This window comes from Pseudomonas sp. SJZ078 (assembly GCF_007828255.1).
GTDB lineage: Bacteria > Pseudomonadota > Gammaproteobacteria > Pseudomonadales > Pseudomonadaceae > Aquipseudomonas.
Genome location: NZ_VIUG01000007.1, coordinates 104294 through 123670, shown reverse-complemented (window position 1 = coordinate 123670; position 19377 = coordinate 104294). Strand labels below are relative to the sequence as shown.

The 19377-nt window shown below is 61.6% G+C and carries 15 protein-coding genes; 13 read left to right on the top strand and 2 right to left on the bottom strand.

Annotation, left to right across the window (positions count from 1 at the left end; translation table 11 throughout):
• Window positions 1-150: 150 nt before the first annotated feature.
• The 12 genes from FBY02_RS09325 (at window position 151) to yccS (ending at window position 17487) form a co-directional block, all read left to right on the top strand.
• On the top strand, window positions 151-1098 hold the full coding sequence (locus FBY02_RS09325) for a choline ABC transporter substrate-binding protein (RefSeq protein ID WP_144926378.1): 948 nt from the start codon (window positions 151-153) through the stop codon (window positions 1096-1098).
• Between the two features lie 64 nt (window positions 1099-1162).
• A complete protein-coding gene (choW, locus tag FBY02_RS09320) occupies window positions 1163-2008 on the top strand; it encodes a choline ABC transporter permease subunit (protein WP_144926375.1) in 846 nt (281 codons plus the stop codon).
• Window positions 2005-3183 (top strand): choline ABC transporter ATP-binding protein, encoded by a 1179-nt coding sequence (gene choV / locus FBY02_RS09315; protein WP_144926372.1) that lies wholly within the window; start codon window positions 2005-2007, stop codon window positions 3181-3183. Before choW ends, choV begins: the two co-directional genes overlap by 4 nt.
• Window positions 3184-3380: 197 nt before the next feature.
• On the top strand, window positions 3381-4001 hold the full coding sequence (gene betI / locus FBY02_RS09310) for a transcriptional regulator BetI (protein ID WP_144926370.1): 621 nt from the start codon (window positions 3381-3383) through the stop codon (window positions 3999-4001).
• 77 nt (window positions 4002-4078) lie between these two features.
• Window positions 4079-5551, top strand: coding sequence for a betaine-aldehyde dehydrogenase (gene betB, locus FBY02_RS09305; RefSeq protein WP_144926367.1), 1473 nt, complete (start codon window positions 4079-4081; stop codon window positions 5549-5551).
• Window positions 5552-5679: 128 nt separating this feature from the next.
• Entirely contained in the window at window positions 5680-7383 is a 1704-nt protein-coding gene (betA, locus tag FBY02_RS09300; protein ID WP_144926364.1) for a choline dehydrogenase, read from the top strand.
• 503 nt (window positions 7384-7886) lie between these two features.
• Window positions 7887-9329 carry a TldD/PmbA family protein gene (locus tag FBY02_RS09295; RefSeq protein ID WP_144926361.1) on the top strand — a complete coding sequence of 481 codons (1443 nt, stop codon included), beginning with the start codon at window positions 7887-7889 and terminating at the stop codon, window positions 9327-9329.
• A complete protein-coding gene (locus FBY02_RS09290; protein ID WP_144926358.1) occupies window positions 9329-10666 on the top strand; it encodes a TldD/PmbA family protein in 1338 nt (445 codons plus the stop codon). Before FBY02_RS09295 ends, FBY02_RS09290 begins: the two co-directional genes overlap by 1 nt.
• 108 nt (window positions 10667-10774) lie before the next feature.
• Window positions 10775-12202 (top strand): multidrug transporter subunit MdtD, encoded by a 1428-nt coding sequence (gene mdtD, locus FBY02_RS09285; RefSeq protein WP_144926355.1) that lies wholly within the window; start codon window positions 10775-10777, stop codon window positions 12200-12202.
• Between the two features lie 214 nt (window positions 12203-12416).
• Complete coding sequence (dbpA, locus tag FBY02_RS09280) at window positions 12417-13754, top strand: ATP-dependent RNA helicase DbpA (RefSeq protein WP_256662505.1); 1338 nt, start codon at window positions 12417-12419, stop codon at window positions 13752-13754.
• 151 nt (window positions 13755-13905) lie between these two features.
• Window positions 13906-15084, top strand: a complete 1179-nt coding sequence (locus FBY02_RS09275) for an NAD(P)/FAD-dependent oxidoreductase (protein WP_144926349.1) — start codon at window positions 13906-13908, stop codon at window positions 15082-15084.
• Window positions 15085-15303: 219 nt separating this feature from the next.
• Window positions 15304-17487 carry a YccS family putative transporter gene (gene yccS, locus FBY02_RS09265; protein ID WP_144926344.1) on the top strand — a complete coding sequence of 728 codons (2184 nt, stop codon included), beginning with the start codon at window positions 15304-15306 and terminating at the stop codon, window positions 17485-17487.
• Between the two features lie 48 nt (window positions 17488-17535).
• On the opposite strand, the gene FBY02_RS09260 is transcribed toward yccS, so the two are convergent.
• Entirely contained in the window at window positions 17536-18273 is a 738-nt protein-coding gene (locus tag FBY02_RS09260) for an ABC transporter substrate-binding protein (RefSeq protein ID WP_047702386.1), read from the bottom strand.
• A gap of 254 nt (window positions 18274-18527) precedes the next feature.
• On the opposite strand from FBY02_RS09260, the gene FBY02_RS09255 reads away from it, so the two are divergent.
• Window positions 18528-18980 (top strand): GNAT family N-acetyltransferase, encoded by a 453-nt coding sequence (locus FBY02_RS09255; protein ID WP_047702387.1) that lies wholly within the window; start codon window positions 18528-18530, stop codon window positions 18978-18980.
• Between the two features lie 96 nt (window positions 18981-19076).
• Here the strand turns inward: FBY02_RS09255 and FBY02_RS09250 are convergent, their stop codons facing one another.
• The gene (locus tag FBY02_RS09250) at window positions 19077-19373 is read right to left on the bottom strand and encodes a helix-turn-helix domain-containing protein (RefSeq protein ID WP_144926341.1); all 297 of its coding nucleotides are present in this window, start codon (window positions 19371-19373) and stop codon (window positions 19077-19079) included.
• Window positions 19374-19377 lie beyond the last annotated feature (4 nt).

Below are 19377 nucleotides of genomic sequence, written 5' to 3'. Positions count from 1 at the left end.
AGGCGACAGATTTGCGCTGGTACATGATCGGTTACGGCTCGTTTTCAAGGCCGCGTGTCGAGACAGTGTTCACGCGCCCCAACCGCAACATCCAATACAAAGCGCGATTGTCCGACCGGACACCGCCAATAAAACACCAGGAGTCCACTCATGAAAGGTTCCAAGACGTTGTTGTTGGCCGCCATGCTGAGTCTTCCCATGCTGGCCAACGCTGCTGAACCCGCACAGTGCAGCACTGTTAACTTCTCCGACGTCGGCTGGACCGACATCACCGTGACCACCGCCACCACCAGCGTCATTCTCCAGGCCTTGGGCTACAAGACCAAGACCACCATGATTTCCGTGCCGGTGACCTACAAGTCCCTGGCCGACGGCAAGAACATGGACGTGTTCCTCGGCAACTGGATGCCGACCATGGAAAACGACATCAAGGCCTACCGCGATGCCGGTACCGTGGAAACCGTGCGGACCAACCTCACAGGCGCCAAGTACACCCTGGCGGTTCCCGAAGCCTTGTACAAAAAGGGCCTCCAGGATTTCAAAGACATCCCCAAATTCAAGAAAGAGCTCGACGGCAAAATCTACGGCATCGAGCCCGGCAACGATGGCAACCGTTTGATCCAGAGCATGATCGACAAGAACGCTTTCGGCCTGAAGGACGCCGGTTTCAAGGTCGTCGAGTCGAGCGAAGCGGGCATGCTGTCCCAAGTCGAACGTGCCTCGAAACGCAACACCGACGTGGTGTTCCTCGGTTGGGAACCACATCCGATGAACACCCGCTTCAAGATCCAGTACCTGACCGGTGGTGATGAATTTTTCGGTCCGGACTTCGGTGCCGCCACCGTGGCGACCAACACCCGCAAGGGCTACGTCCAGGAATGCAGCAACGTGGGTCAGTTGCTGAAGAACCTGGAATTCACCCTGAACATGGAAAGCACGCTGATGGGCAACGTGCTCGACGACAAGATGAAGCCTGAAGCTGCCGCCAAGGCGTGGCTGCAGAAAAACCCACAGGTACTCGATACCTGGCTCGCTGGCGTGACCACCATTGACGGAAAACCTGGCCTGGAAGCCGTGAAAGCCAAGCTCGCACAGTAATAGTTATGCCGGGCGGGTCCACCCGCCCGGGCTGTTTATCCCTTGCATGCGGACGTTCACTACCATGCTGATTGATCAGAAAATACCCTTGGGCCAGTACATTGCGGACTTCGTCGAATGGTTGACGCAACATGGCGCCAGCACCTTTGACGCCATCGCACTGTTCCTGGAAACGATGATTCACGGCGTGACATTTGCGCTGACCTGGTTCAACCCCCTGGCCTTGATTGGCCTGATTGCCCTGCTGGCGCATTTCATCCAGCGCAAATGGGGCCTCACCGTATTCGTCATTGCCTCCTTTCTGCTGATCCTCAATCTGGGTTACTGGCAGGAAACCATGGAAACCCTGGCCCAGGTGATGTTCGCTACCCTGGTCTGCGTTGTGATCGGTGTGCCGCTGGGCATTGTTGCCGCGCACAAGCCGATGTTCTACACCATGATGCGTCCGGTACTCGATCTGATGCAGACCGTACCGACCTTCGTCTACCTCATTCCTACCCTGACCCTCTTCGGTCTGGGTGTGGTCCCGGGTCTGATCTCCACGGTGGTGTTCGCGATTGCCGCGCCCATCCGCCTGACTTACCTGGGCATCTGCGACGTTCCGGAAGAACTGATGGACGCTGGCAAGGCCTTTGGCTGCTCCCGTCGCCAGCTCCTGTCGCGCATCGAACTGCCCCATGCGATGCCAAGCATCGCGGCCGGTGTCACCCAGTGCATCATGCTGTCGTTGTCGATGGTCGTGATCGCCGCACTGGTAGGTGCCGACGGTTTGGGCAAACCCGTGGTCAACGCACTGAACACCGCTGATATCGCCCTGGGCTTCGAAGCCGGTCTGGCGATCGTATTGCTGGCGATCATGCTCGACCGTATCTGCAAACAACCCGACGCCAAAGCAGGGGGTGACGCATGAGCATAATCCGCTTCGACCAGGTCGATGTGATCTTCGCCAAGGATCCACGCGAGGCCCTCAAACTGCTCGACCAAGGCATGACCCGCAACGAGATCCTGAAGAAGACCGGGCAAATCGTCGGCGTGGAAAAAGCCAGCCTGGACATCGAGAAAGGCGAAATCTGCGTTCTGATGGGCCTCTCCGGCTCCGGCAAATCCAGCCTGCTGCGCTGCATCAACGGCCTGAACACCGTGAGCCGTGGCAAGTTGTTCGTCGAGCATGAAGGCCGGCAGATCGACATTGCCTCCTGCAGCCCTGCCGAACTGAAGATGATGCGCACCAAGCGTATCGCCATGGTGTTCCAGAAGTTCGCCCTGATGCCTTGGCTGACGGTGCGCGAGAACATCAGCTTCGGCCTGGAAATGCAGGGCCGTCCGGAAAAGGAACGACGCAAGCTGGTGGATGAGAAACTTGAGCTGGTGGGCCTGTCCCAATGGCGCAACAAGAAGCCCGATGAATTGTCTGGCGGTATGCAACAACGGGTCGGCCTGGCCCGCGCCCTGGCGATGGACGCAGACATCCTGTTGATGGACGAACCGTTCTCGGCTCTCGACCCGCTGATCCGCCAAGGCCTGCAGGACGAACTGCTGGAACTGCAACGCAAATTGAGCAAGACCATCGTGTTCGTCAGCCATGACCTCGACGAAGCCCTGAAGCTGGGCAGCCGGATCGCGATCATGAAAGACGGCCGGATCATCCAGTACAGCAAGCCGGAAGAAATCGTATTGAACCCGGCGGACGACTATGTGCGCACTTTCGTCGCCCATACCAACCCGCTCAACGTCTTGTGTGGCCGCAGCCTGATGCGCACCCTGGACAACTGCAAGCGCATCAACGGTTCGGTGTGCCTGGATCCAGGCGGCGACTCCTGGCTCGACCTGGCCGAAGGCAACACCATCAAGGGTGCACGCCAGAACGGCGCGGCACTGGACCTGCAGAACTGGGTCCAGGGGCAACCCGTCGAAGGCCTGGGCCGTCGTCCGACACTGGTGGACTCCAACATCGGCATGCGCGACGCGCTGCAGATCCGCTACCAGACCGGTAACAAGCTGGTGCTCCACGACAACCAGAAGGTAGTCGGGATCCTTGGCGACAGCGAGCTGTACCACGCGCTGCTGGGCAAGAACCTGGGCTGAACCTCAACCCTGTGGGAGCGAGCCCTGTGGGAGCAGGCTCGCTCCCACAGGGTTTTGCATGCCTGGAAAGCGATCTTTGGGCCTTGACGTACGTCCGATTTTTTATTGATTGAACGTTCAATCAAAACAAAATAGACTGCTCATCAGCTCCATCGGGCAACTCTCTGTCCGCTGGATGATCGAGGAGAGAGACCCCAATGCCCAAGGTCGGTATGCAACCCATCCGCCGTCAGCAATTGATCGAAGCCACGTTGCAGGCCGTCGATCAGGTCGGCATGGGAGACGCCAGCATTGCGCTGATCGCCCGTTTGGCCGGGGTGTCCAACGGCATCATCAGTCACTATTTCCAGGACAAGAATGGCCTGATCGCGGCTACGGCCCAGTACCTGATGACGGTGCTGAGTGAGAACGTCACCGCGCGCCGGCTGGCACTGGAGGACAAGAGCCCGCGGGCGCACCTGAAAGTAATCATCGAGGGCAACTTCGACGCCAGCCAGGTCAATGGCCCGGCAATGAAAACCTGGCTGGCCTTCTGGGCCACCAGCATGCACCACCCGTCATTGCACAGGTTGCAGCGGATCAACGATCACCGTCTGTATTCCAACCTGTGTTGCCAGTTCCGTCGCGCCCTGCCCCTTGATGAGGCACGCAGTGCGGCACGGGGCCTGGCCGCGCTGATTGACGGCTTGTGGCTGCGCGGGGCGCTGTCGGGAGACGCGTTCGACACCGCCCAGGCACACCGGATCGCTTACGAATACATGGATTTCCAACTGGGCAAGGCAGGGGCATCAGAGCACACAGAGCCGCTGGACTCCTGAACCGCCGCCGAACTGCGTAGTCAGCTTTAGAAGACGCGCACGGGGCAGCCAACCACTTATGCACTTGCGAGGACTTTATGGCCCGTTTCGAACTGCAAAAACTCTACATCGATGGCGCATACAGCGATGCCAGCGGCGACGCCACTTTCGAAGCCATCAACCCTGCCAACGGTGAAGTGCTTGCCCAAGTGCAGCGCGCAACGTTCGAGGACGTCGAGCGCGCCGTGGCCAGTGCCGAAAAGGGCCAGAAAATCTGGGCTGCCATGACCGCCATGCAGCGCTCGCGGATCCTGCGCCGCGCCGTGGACATCCTGCGCGAGCGCAACGACGAGCTGGCCGCCCTGGAAACCCTGGACACCGGCAAGGCCTACTCCGAAACCCGCTACGTCGACATCGTCACCGGCGCCGACGTGCTGGAATACTACGCCGGCCTGGTGCCCGCCATCGAAGGCGAGCAGATTCCGTTGCGCGATACCTCGTTCGTCTACACCCGTCGCGAACCCCTGGGCATCGTGGCCGGGATCGGTGCGTGGAACTACCCGATCCAGATCGCGCTGTGGAAGTCCGCACCGGCCCTGGCCGCCGGCAACGCAATGATTTTCAAGCCAAGCGAAGTCACTTCACTGACCACCCTGAAGCTGGCCGAGATCTACACCGAAGCCGGCGTTCCGCCTGGGGTGTTCAACGTACTGACCGGCAGCGGCCGTGAAGTCGGCACCTGGCTGACCGAGCACCCGCGCATCGAGAAAGTCTCGTTCACCGGCGGCACCGATACCGGCAAGAAAGTCATGGCCAGCGCCTCGAGTTCGTCGCTCAAGGACGTGACCATGGAACTGGGCGGCAAGTCGCCGTTGATCATCTGCGACGACGCCGACCTGGATCGCGCCGCCGACACTGCGATGATGGCCAACTTCTATAGCTCCGGCCAGGTCTGCACCAACGGCACCCGCGTGTTCGTGCCAAGCCATCTCAAGGCGGCGTTCGAAGCCAAGATCGCCGAACGCGTGGCGCGCATCCGCATCGGCAACCCAGAGGACGAAAATACCAATTTCGGCCCGCTGGTGAGCTTCGCCCACATGGAGAGCGTGCTGGGCTACATCGAGAAGGGCAAGGCTGAAGGCGCACGCCTGCTGTGTGGCGGCAAGCGCTTGACCGACGGCGAGTTCGCCAAGGGCGCGTTCGTCGCGCCGACCGTGTTCACCGACTGCACCGACGCGATGACCATCGTGCGGGAAGAAATCTTCGGCCCGGTGATGGCGATCCTCAGCTACGAAACCGAAGAAGAAGTGATCCGTCGCGCCAACGACACCGAGTTCGGCCTGGCCGCCGGCGTTGTGACCCGCGACCTGAACCGCGCCCACCGCATCATCCACCAGTTGGAAGCCGGTATCTGCTGGATCAATGCCTGGGGCGAGTCCGACGCCAAGATGCCGGTGGGCGGCTACAAGCAATCGGGCGTGGGCCGCGAGAACGGCATCAGTTCGCTGAACAACTTCACCCGCATCAAGTCGGTTCAGGTCGAGTTGGGCGATTACGCGTCAGTGTTCTGAGGAGTTTCGAGCGGCAAGCTTCAAGCTGCAAGTAAAAGCAGTTCAGGTTTGCCGCCCCTCGCATACGCACCGCTCGCTGCTCTTTCTTGCAGCTTGAAGCTTGGAGCTTGTAGCTCCCCGGAGAACCTATGACTACAGAATACGACTACATCATTGTGGGCGCAGGGTCGGCAGGCAATACATTAGCCACCCGTCTGACCGAAGACGAGGGCGTCACCGTCCTGCTGCTCGAAGCCGGCGGCCCGGACTATCGCCTCGACTTTCGCACCCAGATGCCCGCCGCCCTGGCGTTTCCGCTGCAAGGTCGACGCTACAACTGGGCCTACGAGACCGATCCTGAGCCACATATGAACGGTCGGCGCATGGAATGCGGGCGCGGCAAGGGCCTGGGCGGTTCTTCACTGATCAACGGCATGTGCTACATCCGCGGCAACGCCCTGGACTACGACAACTGGGCAAAACTGCCCGGCCTCGAGGATTGGACGTACCTGGACTGCCTGCCCTATTTCAGGAAGGCTGAAACCAGGGACATCGGCCCGAACGACTACCACGGCGGCGACGGCCCGGTCAGCGTGACCACGCCCAAGCCCGGCAACAACCCGCTGTTCCACGCCATGGTCGAAGCCGGCGTGCAGGCCGGTTACCCGCGCACCGAAGACCTCAACGGCTATCAGCAGGAAGGTTTCGGCCCGATGGACCGCACCGTTACGCCGAATGGGCGACGCGCCAGCACCGCGCGCGGCTACCTGGATGTGGCCAAGAAGCGTTCGACCCTGACCATCGTCACCCATGCCCTGACCGACAAGATCCTGTTCGAAGGCAAGCGTGCCGTGGGCGTGCGTTACCTGGTGGGCGCCGCTGAAGAACGCGTCGAAGCCAGGGCGCGCAAGGAAGTGCTGCTGTGCTCCGGCGCCATCGCCTCGCCGCAGATCCTGCAACGCTCCGGCGTCGGCCCGGCCAGATTGCTGGAAAGCCTCGACATCCCTGTGGTCCACGACCTGCCGGGCGTCGGTGAAAATCTCCAGGATCACCTGGAGCTTTACCTGCAATATGCCTGCACCCAACCGGTCTCGTTGTACCCGTCGCTGCTCTGGTACAACCAGCCGGCCATCGGTGCCGAATGGCTGTTCAACGGCACCGGCATCGGTGCCAGCAACCAGTTCGAGGCCGGCGGTTTCATCCGCACCCGTCCGGAATTCGAATGGCCGAACATCCAGTATCACTTCCTGCCGGTGGCAATCAATTACAACGGCAGTAACGGTGTAAAGGAGCACGGTTTCCAGGCGCACATGGGCTCCATGCGCTCGCCGAGCCGAGGGCGGATCCAGGCGAAGTCCAAGGATCCCCGCCAGCACCCGAGCATCCTGTTCAACTACATGGCCACCGAGCAGGACTGGCAGGAATTCCGCGACGGCATCCGCCTGACCCGCGAGATCATGCAGCAGCCGGCGCTGGACCCGTTCCGTGGGCGCGAAATCAGTCCGGGCATCGAGGTGCAAACCGACGAGCAACTGGACCAGTTCATCCGCGAACACGCCGAGACCGCCTTCCACCCATCCTGCTCGTGCAAGATGGGCACCGACGACATGGCGGTGGTGGACGGCGAAGGCCGCGTGCATGGCCTGCAAGGCCTGCGGGTGGTGGATGCCTCGATCATGCCGATCATTACCACCGGTAACCTGAACGCGCCGACGATCATGATCGCCGAGAAAATCGCCGACAAGATCCGCGGCCGCAAGCCACTGCCACGCAGCACCGCACCGTACTATGTGGCTGGCGACGCGCCGGTCAAGGGCAAGCCTATGCGTGAAGTAGCGCCAGCCGGGCAGTAACACCGCAGCGCAGCTATCGCGAGCAGGCTCGCTCCCACAGGGGATCCCCGGCGGACACAGATTTGGTGTTCCACTACCGATCCAATGTGGGAGCGGGCTTGCCCGCGAAGAGGCCGGCACATTCAACACCTTTACTGACTGTCACACCGCCTTCGCGAGCAAGCCCGCTCCCACAGGGTTCCTCGGTGGACACAAATTTTGTGTTCCACTACCGATCCAATGTGGGAGCGGGCTTGCCCGCGAAGAGGCCGGCACATTCAACACCTTCACTGACTGTCACACCGCCTTCGCGAGCAAGCCCGCTCCCACAGGGTTCCTCGGTGGACACAAATTTTGTGCCCCACTACCGATCCAGTGTGGGAGCGAGCCTGCTCGCGATGGCGGTAGCCCTGACACTCAGTATTCCTTTCTACCTTGATCCCTCTCCCGCCCAGGCCTACTCTAGAGCCGCCGCGTCAATGCACCGCACCTCGCTGCACTGCCACTCCAGACAAGGAGGTTTCATGTTCGACTTCCATCCCCAGCTCAAGCAGCGTTTTGCTGCCTTGCGCACGGGCGCTGAATTCTTTTCCCTGCGTTACGTGCGCGAATCCGGCCAGCACCTGTCGGTGCGCAAGAACATCGCCGAACCGCCCAGCCTGGGCCGTGACGAAGGGGCGATGCTCACCGTGCGGGTCAACGGTGTCGAAGCCTATGCGGCCACCAACGACCTGTCCCAGGCCGGCCTGCAAGCAGCGCTCGAACAAGCCGAGCAACGCGCCCGTCGGCTCAAGCCCCACGCTCTGCTCGACCTGCGCGAGCAGGCGGTTGCCAGCGACCGCGCCGATTACTTCTCGCCGCATTTCGACCAGGCGTTCCCCTCCCTGAGCGATTGCTACCAATTGCTCGGCGACGAATCGGCGGCGGTACCCCAGGACGAGCGCCTGGTGAACTGGCAGGTCAGCATTGGCCTGACCCAGGTCGAGCAGATCTACCTCAACAGCGCCGGCGCCGAACTGCGCCAGGCCCAGCGTTTCATCTACCCGGCCCTGGACGTCACCGCCTTCGACGGACATGACAGCCAGACCCGCACCCTGGGCCGCGAGAATTTCGGCCAGCAAGGTGGCTTCGATGTGATCAACCGTTGCGGCCTCATCGGTGCGGGGCCGAAAATCGCCGATCAGGCTCTGCAATTGCTGATGGCGCCGAACACACCGCAAGGCCCGCGGGACCTGCTGTTGATGCCAGACCAGATGATGCTGCAGATCCATGAGTCCATCGGCCACCCGCTGGAGCTGGACCGCATCCTGGGGGATGAGCGCAACTACGCCGGCACCAGCTTCGTCAAGACCAGCGACTTCGGCCATTTGCAGTACGGCTCCAACCTGCTGAACGTGACGTTCGACCCGGACATTCCCGAGGAACTGGCGAGCTACAGCCATGACGACGACGGCAGCCCCGCCAGCAAACAGTTCCTCATCCGCGAAGGCTTGCTGCTGCGCCCATTGGGCGGCGCGCTGTCACAGTTTCGCGCCGGCCTGGACGGTGTCGCCAACAGCCGCGCCTGCGGCTGGAACCGCCCACCCATCGACCGCATGGCCAATCTGAACATCGAGCCGGGCGATCAGCCCCTGGAACAGTTGATCCAGGGCATCGAGCACGGCGTGCTGATGCGCACCAACCGCTCCTGGTCCATCGACGATGCCCGCAACAAATTCCAGTTCGGCTGCGAATGGGGCCAACTGATCGAGAACGGCGAGCTCAAGAGTGTGGTGAAGAATCCCAACTACCGGGGCATTTCCGCGCAATTCTGGAAGAGCCTGCGGGCCGTGGGCGATGCCAGTACCTCCCAGGTGCTGGGCACGCCGAACTGCGGCAAGGGCGAGCCGAACCAGGTCATCCGCGTCGGCCATGCGTCGCCAGCCTGCGTGTTCAGCAACGTTGATGTGTTTGGGGGGGACGCTTGATGAGTACCGTCAACAATCAGGCCGGAGCGTTCAAGACGCTGGTCGACTGGCTACGCGCTGCGCTGCAGGGGCCTGAACAATTCACCCTGGGCTACGCTGCGGAGTCCTCGGCCTTCGTGCGTTTCAACCATGGCAAGGTGCGCCAGGCCGGGCAGGTGCAACAGGCCAATGTGAACTTCAAACTGATCGACGACGGGCGCCATGCCGATCTGCAGATCACCTTGTCCGGCGAGACCGAAACCGACCTGCAACGCTTGAGCGAAGGCCTGCAGCAACTGCGCGATACCCTGCCGCTGCTGCCCCGGGATCCTTACCTGCTGCTCAACCACAATCACTGGCAAAGCAACAATGTGCAGGACCATCCGCTGCCGGAAACCGAACAGGCCGTAGCCGAAATCGCTCGGGCCGCCGAAGGCCTGGACTTGGTGGGCTTCTACGCCGCCGGGCCCATCAGCCGCGGTTTTGCCAGTTCTTCGGGGGCCTTTGGCTGGCATCAGGCCAACAGCTTCAACTTCGACTTCAGCCTGTTCCATGAAAACGGCCAGGCGGTGAAAGCCAGTTACGCTGGGCATGAATGGAGCAGCGAAGGATTTGCCAAACGCTTTGCCCAGGCCCGTGAGCAACTGGCGTTTCTTGGTCGGCCGCTGCGCACATTGCCGCCCGGTGAGTATCGCGCCTACCTGGCACCGGCCGCCCTGGAAGAGATCATGGGCATGCTCAGTTGGGGCGGGTTCTCGGCCAGGGCGATTGCCAGCAAACAGAGCCCGTTGCAGAAGTTCTATGCCGACGAGTCTACCTTCAGCCCCGTCGTAGGGCTGAGCGAGCAGGTCAGCGGCTCCTTGAGCCCGGCGTTTTCCGATGAAGGCTATCCGCGCGACGACCTGGCGCTGATCGTCAAGGGCACGGCCGATGCCCGCTTGATCAATTCCCGCAGCGCCGCCGAATACGGCCTCACCGCCAACGGTGCGAGCAGCTACGAATACCCCACGGCGCTGGTCATGCAGGAAGGCCAGCTGGAGCAGAAAGACATTCTCGAGCGCCTTGGCACCGGTTTGTACATCAGCAACCTCTGGTACCTGAACTACTCGGACCAACCCGCCGCACGACTGACCGGCATGACCCGCTTCGCCACGTTCTGGGTCGAGAACGGCCAGATCCAGGCACCGGTCAGCACCATGCGCTTCGACGACAGCGTCTACAGCCTGCTCGGCTCGCAGCTCGAAAGCCTGACCCGAGAGCGGGAACTCCTGCTCTCGGCCAGCACCTACAGCCAACGGGCCACGGCCTCGATGCTGTTGCCGGGGGCGCTGGTCAAGCGGTTGACTTTGACGTTGTAAACCCAACCCTACTCACACCCGTGAAGGGGGTTACTTGTGGCGAGGGGATTTATCCCCTCGCCACAGGAACAGTGTTCGCCCGTTTCAACACGCCATACAAGAGGCCCCATGCCCAACCGTGCACCGCTCGACGCAACCACCGCCCGCTGGCTTCCGTGGGTCGTGGCGATCGCGTTCTTCATGCAGTCCCTCGACGGGACGATCCTCAATACCGCCCTGCCCGCCATGGCCAGTGACCTGGCGGAGAACCCGTTGCGCATGCAGGGCGTGATCATCGCCTACATGCTCACCGTGGCGCTGCTGATCCCGGCCTCGGGCTGGATCGCCGACCGCTTCGGTACCAAGAAAATCTTCTTCGGCGCGATCCTGTTGTTCAGCTTCGGCTCGCTGCTGTGCGCCTTGTCCAGTTCCCTGACGATGCTGGTCGGCGCCCGGGTGGTTCAGGGTCTGGGCGGCGCACTGATGCTGCCAGTGGGCAGACTGGTGGTACTGCGGGCCTACCCACGCTCGGAACTGGTGCGGATCATGGGTTTCATCACCATTCCCGGCCTGCTCGGTCCGCTGATCGGCCCGACCATGGGCGGCTGGATGGTGCAATACCTGACCTGGCACTGGATCTTCATCATCAACCTGCCGGTGGGGATGATCGGCTGCTACGCGGTGTGGAAATTCATCCCCGACCTGCGCGGCAGCGAGCGCACCCGCTTTGACGGCGTGGGCTTCCTGCTGTTCGGCGCGGCGATGGTGTTGATCACCATCGCCATGGAAGGCCTCGGCGAACTGCACTTGCCGCACCTGCGGGTGATGTTGCTGCTGTTCGGCGGCATGGCCTGCCTGGCGGCTTATTGGTTGCGGGCCGGACACATCGAGAATCCGCTGTTCGCGCCGTCGCTGTTCAAGACCCGGACTTTCGCCGTGGGCATTCTTGGCAACCTGTTCGCCCGCCTGGGCAGCGGCGCCCTGCCCTTCCTGGTGCCGCTGCTGCTGCAAGTGGCCCTGGGTTATTCGCCATCCCAGGCCGGGATGAGCATGCTGCCCCTGGCGGCGGCGGCCATGGTCGCCAAATCCGTGGCCCGGCCCTTGATCGAGCGCCTGGGCTATCGCATCGTTCTGACCGGGAACACCCTGGCTTTGGGGGTGATGCTGGCGAGCATGGGATTGGTCAGCGAGCAGACCCCGTACTGGCTGCTCTTGGCGCAGCTGGCGGTACTGGGGGCGATCAACTCGCTGCAATTCACAGCGATGAACACGGTGACCCTGATCGACCTGGACGACGCCAGCGCCAGCAGCGGCAACAGCCTGTTGTCCGTGGTAGCGCAACTGTCCCTGAGTCTCGGCGTGGCCTGCGCCGGCGCCTTGCTCGGCGGTTTTACCGCCCAAGTGGGCAACGACGGGGTGGAGACGGTGCTGGGCGCGTTCCAGCTGACCTTCGTGACGGTGGGCGTCATGGCGATGCTGGCGGCGACGATTTTTTCCCAGTTGTCCAAGCAGGATGGGCGGCGGCAGAAGCGTCACGACGAACATATCGAGCACTAAATGGGTCTTTAGGGTTGTTGTGGCGAGGGGATTTATCCCCTCGCCACAGGGTGGGTCACCTAACGGTCTGAAAAGCTCCAGGCACAGCACTGCTCGTCCAGAACTTTCGAAGAAAGTGGCACGAGGCTGCTACACTGCGCGACATTTTGTTTTGCAGGCCTGCCCCGTGACCACCATTGCCACCGCTTTCAACACGTTGCCGCTGTCCGCCGCCATGCTGGCTAACCTCGAATCACTCGGTTATGCCCAAATGACGCCGATCCAGGCGCAAAGCTTGCCGGTGATCCTCAAGGGCCTGGACCTGATCGCCCAGGCCAAGACCGGCAGTGGCAAGACCGCGGCGTTCGGTATCGGCCTGCTGAACCCGATCAATCCGCGCTACTTCGGCTGCCAGGCGCTGGTCATGTGCCCGACCCGCGAGTTGGCCGACCAGGTCGCCAAGGAAATCCGTCGCCTGGCCCGCGCAGAGGACAACATCAAGGTCCTGACCCTGTGTGGCGGCGTCTCCTTCGGCCCGCAGATCGCCTCCCTCGAACACGGCGCCCATATCATCGTCGGTACCCCGGGACGCATCCAGCAGCACCTGCGCAAGGGCTCACTGGTACTCGACGGCCTCAACACGCTGATCCTCGACGAAGCAGACCGCATGCTCGACATGGGTTTCTACGACGCCATCGAAGACATCATCCAACAGACCCCGGAGCGTCGCCAGACGCTGCTGTTCTCCGCTACCTACCCGGTGGGCATCAAGCAACTGTCGTCCAAGTTCATGCGTGACCCACAACAGGTGAAGGCTGAGGCACTGCATTCCGACGCGCAGATCGAACAGCGGTTCTACGAGATTTCGCCCGAGGCGCGCATGGACGCGGTGGTCAAGGTACTGGCGCATTTCCGCCCGGCCTCCTGCGTGGCGTTCTGCTTCACCAAGCAGCAGGTCCAGGAAACCGTCGATCACCTGACGTCCAAAGGCATTTCCGCCGTCGGCCTGCATGGCGACCTGGAACAACGCGACCGCGACCAGGTGCTGGCGATGTTCGCCAACCGCAGCACGTCGGTGCTGGTGGCTACCGATGTGGCGGCCCGCGGCCTCGATATCGATGCCCTGGACATGGTGATCAACGTCGAACTGGCCCGGGACTCGGAAATCCATATCCACCGCGTCGGCCGTACCGGCCGCGCCGGCGAAACCGGTGTTGCCATCAGCCTGGTAGCGCCGTCCGAAGCCCACCGCGCCCAAGCCATCGAACAACTGCAGAAGGCGCCGCTGAGCTGGGACCAGTTGGACAACCTCAAGCCCCAGGGCGGTGGCCCGCTGCTGCCGGCCATGAGCACCCTGTGCATCGCCGCCGGTCGTAAGGACAAGGTTCGCCCCGGCGACATTCTGGGCGCCCTGACCGGCGATGCGGGCATACCCGGCACACAGGTCGGCAAGATCGCGATTTTCGATTTCCAGGCATACGTGGCCGTGGAGCGCGGGATCGCCAAACAGGCCCTCAAGCGTCTGAACGAAGGCAAGATCAAGGGACGCTCGTTGCGGGTGCGGATTTTGTAACCGACCTTGGATTCAGTGAGATTCCCTGTGGGAGCGAGCCTGCTCGCGATGACGCCGGAGCATTCAACATTGATGTTGTCTGACAGTCCGCCATCGCGAGCAGGCTCGCTCCCACACTGGGTTTTGTGGTGACACATAAGAGGACACCGTTTTGCGCTCTACCGAAGTCGTGATCATTGGCGCTGGCGCCGCAGGGTTGATGTGCGCGCTGACCGCCGCGGGGCGCGGACGGCAAGTGATGTTGCTGGACCATGCCAACAAAGCCGGCAAGAAAATCCTCATGTCCGGCGGTGGACGCTGCAATTTCACCAATATGTATACCGAACCGGGCAACTTCCTCTCGCAGAACCCACACTTCTGCAAATCGGCCCTGGCCCGCTACACCCAGTGGGATTTCATCGCCCTGGTAGCCAAGCACGGCGTGCCCTATCACGAAAAGAAACTCGGCCAGCTGTTCTGCGATAACAAGTCCAGCGACATTCTCGGCCTGCTCCTGGACGAGTGCGAACAGGTCGGGGTCAACCTGCACCTGGATACCTCGATTGAGCACATCGAGAAAACCGACGGCGGCTATTTGCTGCAAACCACCCTCGGCACCATCGCCTGCCAGTCCCTGGTGATCGCCACCGGTGGACTGTCGATCCCGACCCTGGGTGCGACCGGTTTCGGCTATCAGGTTGCCAGGCAGTTCGGCCACCAGCTGTTACCAACCCGCGCCGGCCTGGTGCCGTTCACCATTACCGATCAGCTCAAGGCCTTGTGTACCGAACTCTCGGGCACGTCGGTCGATTGCCTGGTGAGCTGCAACGAGCAGAGCTTCCGGGAGAACATTCTGTTCACCCACCGTGGCCTCAGCGGCCCGGCGATCCTGCAGATTTCGTCGTTCTGGGAGCCGGGGGATACGGTGCAGATCAACCTGCTGCCGGACCACGACGTGCCCCAATGGCTGCAACAACAGCAGGCCGAACGCCCCAACAGTGAGCTGAAAACCCTCTTGGGCGAGTTGTTCACCAAGAAGATGGCCAACCTGCTGGCCGACAGCTGGTTCGTCTCCAAACCCATGAAGCAATACACCCACGGGGAACTGGCGGACATTGCCGAGAAACTGGCGAGCTGGAACGTCATCCCGGCCGGCACCGAAGGCTATCGCACCGCCGAGGTCACCCTGGGTGGCGTCGACACCCGGGAAGTCTCGTCCAAGACCATGGAATCGCTGAAAAGCCCCGGGCTGTACTTCATCGGCGAAGTGCTGGACGTGACCGGTCACCTGGGCGGGTTCAACTTCCAGTGGGCCTGGGCTTCGGGCTATGCAGCCGCGCAATACGTCTGACACAACACAGATCAAAATGTGGGAGCGGGCTTGCTCGCGAATACGGTGAATCAGTCAATTCGGTGCTGGCTGACACACCGTATTCGCGAGCAAGCCCGCTCCCACAGTGGTTGGTGGTGCCCCCGGAACACTTTTTGCTGCCAGATGTGATCGCCGCCATTGCGTCGGCGTCATTACTGCCTCAATTTAGTGTCATCGCCCGTCAGGCCCTTGCATTTCATGTCATCGACCTCGTTCCGTCAGTCTTTGCGTCGCCTCTGGGCGTTGGATAAATTCAGTTATAGCGTGCGGGTGTTCATCGCCCTGACCGGCAGCATGACGCTGTGCTGGTACCTGGACGAGATGACCCTGTTGATTCCCTTGTTCCTGGGCATCATCGCCAGCGCCCTGGCCGAGACCGACGACAACTGGCAGGGCCGCCTCAATGCGCTCGCCGTGACCCTGGTCTGCTTCACCGTCGCGGCATTGTCGGTGGAGCTGCTGTTCCCCTATCCGATTCTCTTCATCGTCGCGTTTGCCCTGGCGAGTTTCGGCCTGACCATGCTCGGCGCCCTGGGCGAACGCTATGGCGCGATTGCCTCGGCCACCCTGATCCTGTCGGTCTACACCGTGATCGGTGTGGACCAGCGCGGTGGCGCCGTCACCGATTTCTGGCACGAACCCTTGCTGTTGGTGGCCGGCGCCGCGTGGTACGGCATGCTCTCGGTGCTGTGGCATGTCTTGTTTTCCAACCAGCCGGTACAACAGAGCCTGGCGCGATTGTTCCGCGAGCTGGGGCGTTACCTGAAACTCAAATCGTCGCTGCTCGAACCGGTCCGCCAACTGGATATCGAAGCCCGACGCCTGGAGCTGGCCCAGCAGAATGGCCGCGTGGTAGCGGCCCTCAACGCGGCGAAGGAAATCATCCTGCACCGTGTCGGCAATGGCCGGCCGGGCTCGAAGGTCAGCCGTTACCTGAAGCTGTACTTCCTTGCCCAGGACATCCATGAGCGCGCCAGCTCCTCCCACTATCCCTACAACGCCCTCGCCGAGGCGTTCTTCCACAGCGACGTACTGTTCCGCTGCCAGCGCCTGTTGCGCCAGCAAGGCAAGGCCTGTCAGGCGCTGGCCGAGTCGATCCAGATGCGCCAGCCGTTCGTCTACGACGATCGCTTCGCCGAGGCCTTGAATGACCTGCATGCGTCTCTGGAACACTTGCGCATCCAGAGCAATCCGGCGTGGCGTGGCCTGCTGCGTTCGTTGCGGGCCTTGTCGGCGAACCTCGGCACGCTTGACCGCTTACTCAGCGACGCCAGCAACCCTGACGCCCTGGCCGACGCCACCGACAGCAGCTTGCTGGACCGCTCACCGCGCAACCTCAAGGACGTCTGGCTACGCCTGCGCACACAGCTCACGCCGACCTCGCTGCTGTTCCGCCATGCCTTGCGTCTGCCCCTGGCACTGAGCGTCGGCTACGCGATGGTGCACTGGATCCACCCGTCCCAGGGCTACTGGATCGTGCTCACCACACTGTTCGTCTGCCAACCCAACTACGGCGCCACCCGACGCAAACTCGGCCAGCGGATCATCGGCACCGCCATTGGCCTGACCGTGGCCTGGGCGCTGTTCGACCTGTTCCCCAGCCCGCTGGTGCAGTCGAGCTTCGCCATTGCCGCAGGGGTGGTGTTCTTCACCAACCGCACGACTCGCTACACCCTGGCGACGGCGGCGATCACAGTCATGGTGTTGTTCTGCTTCAATCAGGTCGGCGATGGCTACGGGCTGTTGCTGCCACGGCTGTTCGATACCTTGCTCGGCAGCCTGATCGCCGGCCTGGCGGTATTCCTCTTCCTGCCGGACTGGCAGGGCCGGCGACTGAACAAGGTCCTGGCCAACACGCTGACCTGCAACAGCATCTATCTGCGCCAGATCATGCAGCAATACGCCGCCGGCAAAAGTGACGACCTGGCCTATCGCCTGGCCCGACGCAACGCCCACAACGCCGACGCTGCGTTGTCCACGACGCTGGCGAACATGCTGATGGAGCCGGGGCACTTCCGTAAGGAAGCCGACGTCGGCTTCCGCTTCCTGGTGCTGTCCCATACCTTGCTCAGCTACCTGTCGGGCCTCGGGGCCCACCGGGGTACCGAACTGCCAACGGATGTGCGCGAGCAGTTGATAGACGGTGCGGGGACGAAACTGGCTTCCAGCATCGACGAAATCGCCCAAGGCCTGGCAACCAAAACGTCGATCATGATCCAGAGTGACGAGGAAGAAGCCCTGGCCAACGAGCTCGAACAGATGCCTGACGAAATCGATGAGGGCCAACGGCTGGTACAGACGCAACTGGCGTTGATCTGCCGTCAGCTTGGACCGCTGCGGACCCTGGCGGCGCATCTGATCAAGGATACAAGCGAGGCCTGAAAGCTGCGGCGGTCAATCGGGCCCCATCGCGAGCGCCGCAAAACCCGCTCACATACCGTGCATTTCCATGATCCGTGCATAACTCCCATCAGCCTTCATCGCCGCGATTTCCCGATCGAACCCCGCCACGATCTGCTCATGCTCCGGGTTCTTCAGGCTGACCAGGATATGCAGGCTGTTTTCGCTCAACGGCTTGGGCAGGAACTCAACGGAATTGCGCACCTTGGGCGATTCGCGGGCCAGGTAATAACGAGCGACATATTCGTCTTCCAGGGTCAGCTTCACGCGGTCTGCAGCGACCATGCGCACCGCCATCGCAAAGTTATGCACGGGGACTTTCTGCAGTTGCTGGTTCTCATCGAACGTCTTGGAATAGGCATAACCGCGAACCACTGCGATCGGGTAGTCGTAGAGTTGTTGCAGGCTGTCAAACTGGATCGAAGTTTCCTTGCGCTTGAGGAAGCGCACGCGGTTGAGCAGGTATTCAGCCGAAAACTGGCCTATATGCGTGCGCTCTTCGCTGTACCAGGCATTGACCAGCACGTCATAACGCCCCTCACCGATGCCCAGCATCGCCCGGGCCCAGGGTACCTGTTCGAATTCGGTGGCATAGCCGGCACGCGCCAGGGCGGTGCTGACGATATCGGTCGCCAGGCCGCCATTGACCAGCGTCGAGTCGGTAAAAGGCGGCCAGCCATCCGCAACCAGGCGCAATTTCTGCGCACAGGCGTTGTGACCCAGCAACAGCAACCCGATCAAAACAAGAGCTCGATGCAATTGCGGCATGCCATACATCCTTGAAGGTTGCGAAGCTCATGTTTTAGCCGAAACTCGGGGGATAAACAGAGACATCCGACCTAACATTAGCTCATTGAAACCGCTACGCAGCGCTTGGACGAAGATTACATAAAGACGACAATGCTGCGAAAGAAGAATGATGGCAATTTGGTCCTTATCACAGATTTTCGCTCGCCCGGGAAAGAGACATCCAAACACAGCGCACTTAATATCGGCATCGGGTTTATCAGGAAATTCAGAAAATGGACATCGATTGGGTCTGCAAACACCACAGTGACCTGAGCAAGGAACAGCTGTACGCCATTCTCAAATTGCGCGCCGACGTGTTCGTCGTCGAGCAGAACTGCGCCTATCCGGACGTCGATGGGCTGGACCTGGAGGGCGATACCTTCCACCTGATGGCTTGGCGGGATAACCACCTCGTGGCCTATCTGCGCCTGCTCGATCCTCATTCGCAGAACAGCGACGTGGTGATCGGCCGCGTGATCATCGCCCCAGAGGCACGGGGCCAGGGGTTGGGTCACACGTTGATGGAGCATGGGCTCAAGCACGCCGAGAAGCATTGGCCCGGAACGTCGATTTCATTGTCGGCGCAGGCGCATCTGCAGGGATATTACGGGCGGTATGGGTTCGAAGTGGTGGGGGTCGAATACCTGGAAGATGGTATCCCGCACATAGGGATGCATCGGCCCTGAGGCCCCCTTCGCGAGCAAGCCCGCTCCCACATTGGAATGCCTACCCCTGTGGGAGCGAGCCTGCTCGCGATGAGGCCAGTAAAGCCACTATCCATATCAGGGGTATTCAAGCACCGCCTTGATCCGCTGCAGATTGACCTCGATCCATCCTCGATCTATCGCCCCCCAATCGCGGATCCGATAGCTCCCGGCATGGTTGCGAGCACCTTCCTGTTGTTCGAACTCGCACACGATATCCAGGTCCGCCAGCGCCGCGACGGTGTCCTGGGCAGTGCGTCGCGGCATGCCGGTCACGTCAATGAGCGCCGGGACATTGCTGGCCAGGCCACTGTCGATCAGGTAAGCCACATACAAGCGGCGATAGAAGCTGCTCTTGGTCTTGCTGACATCCATCCGG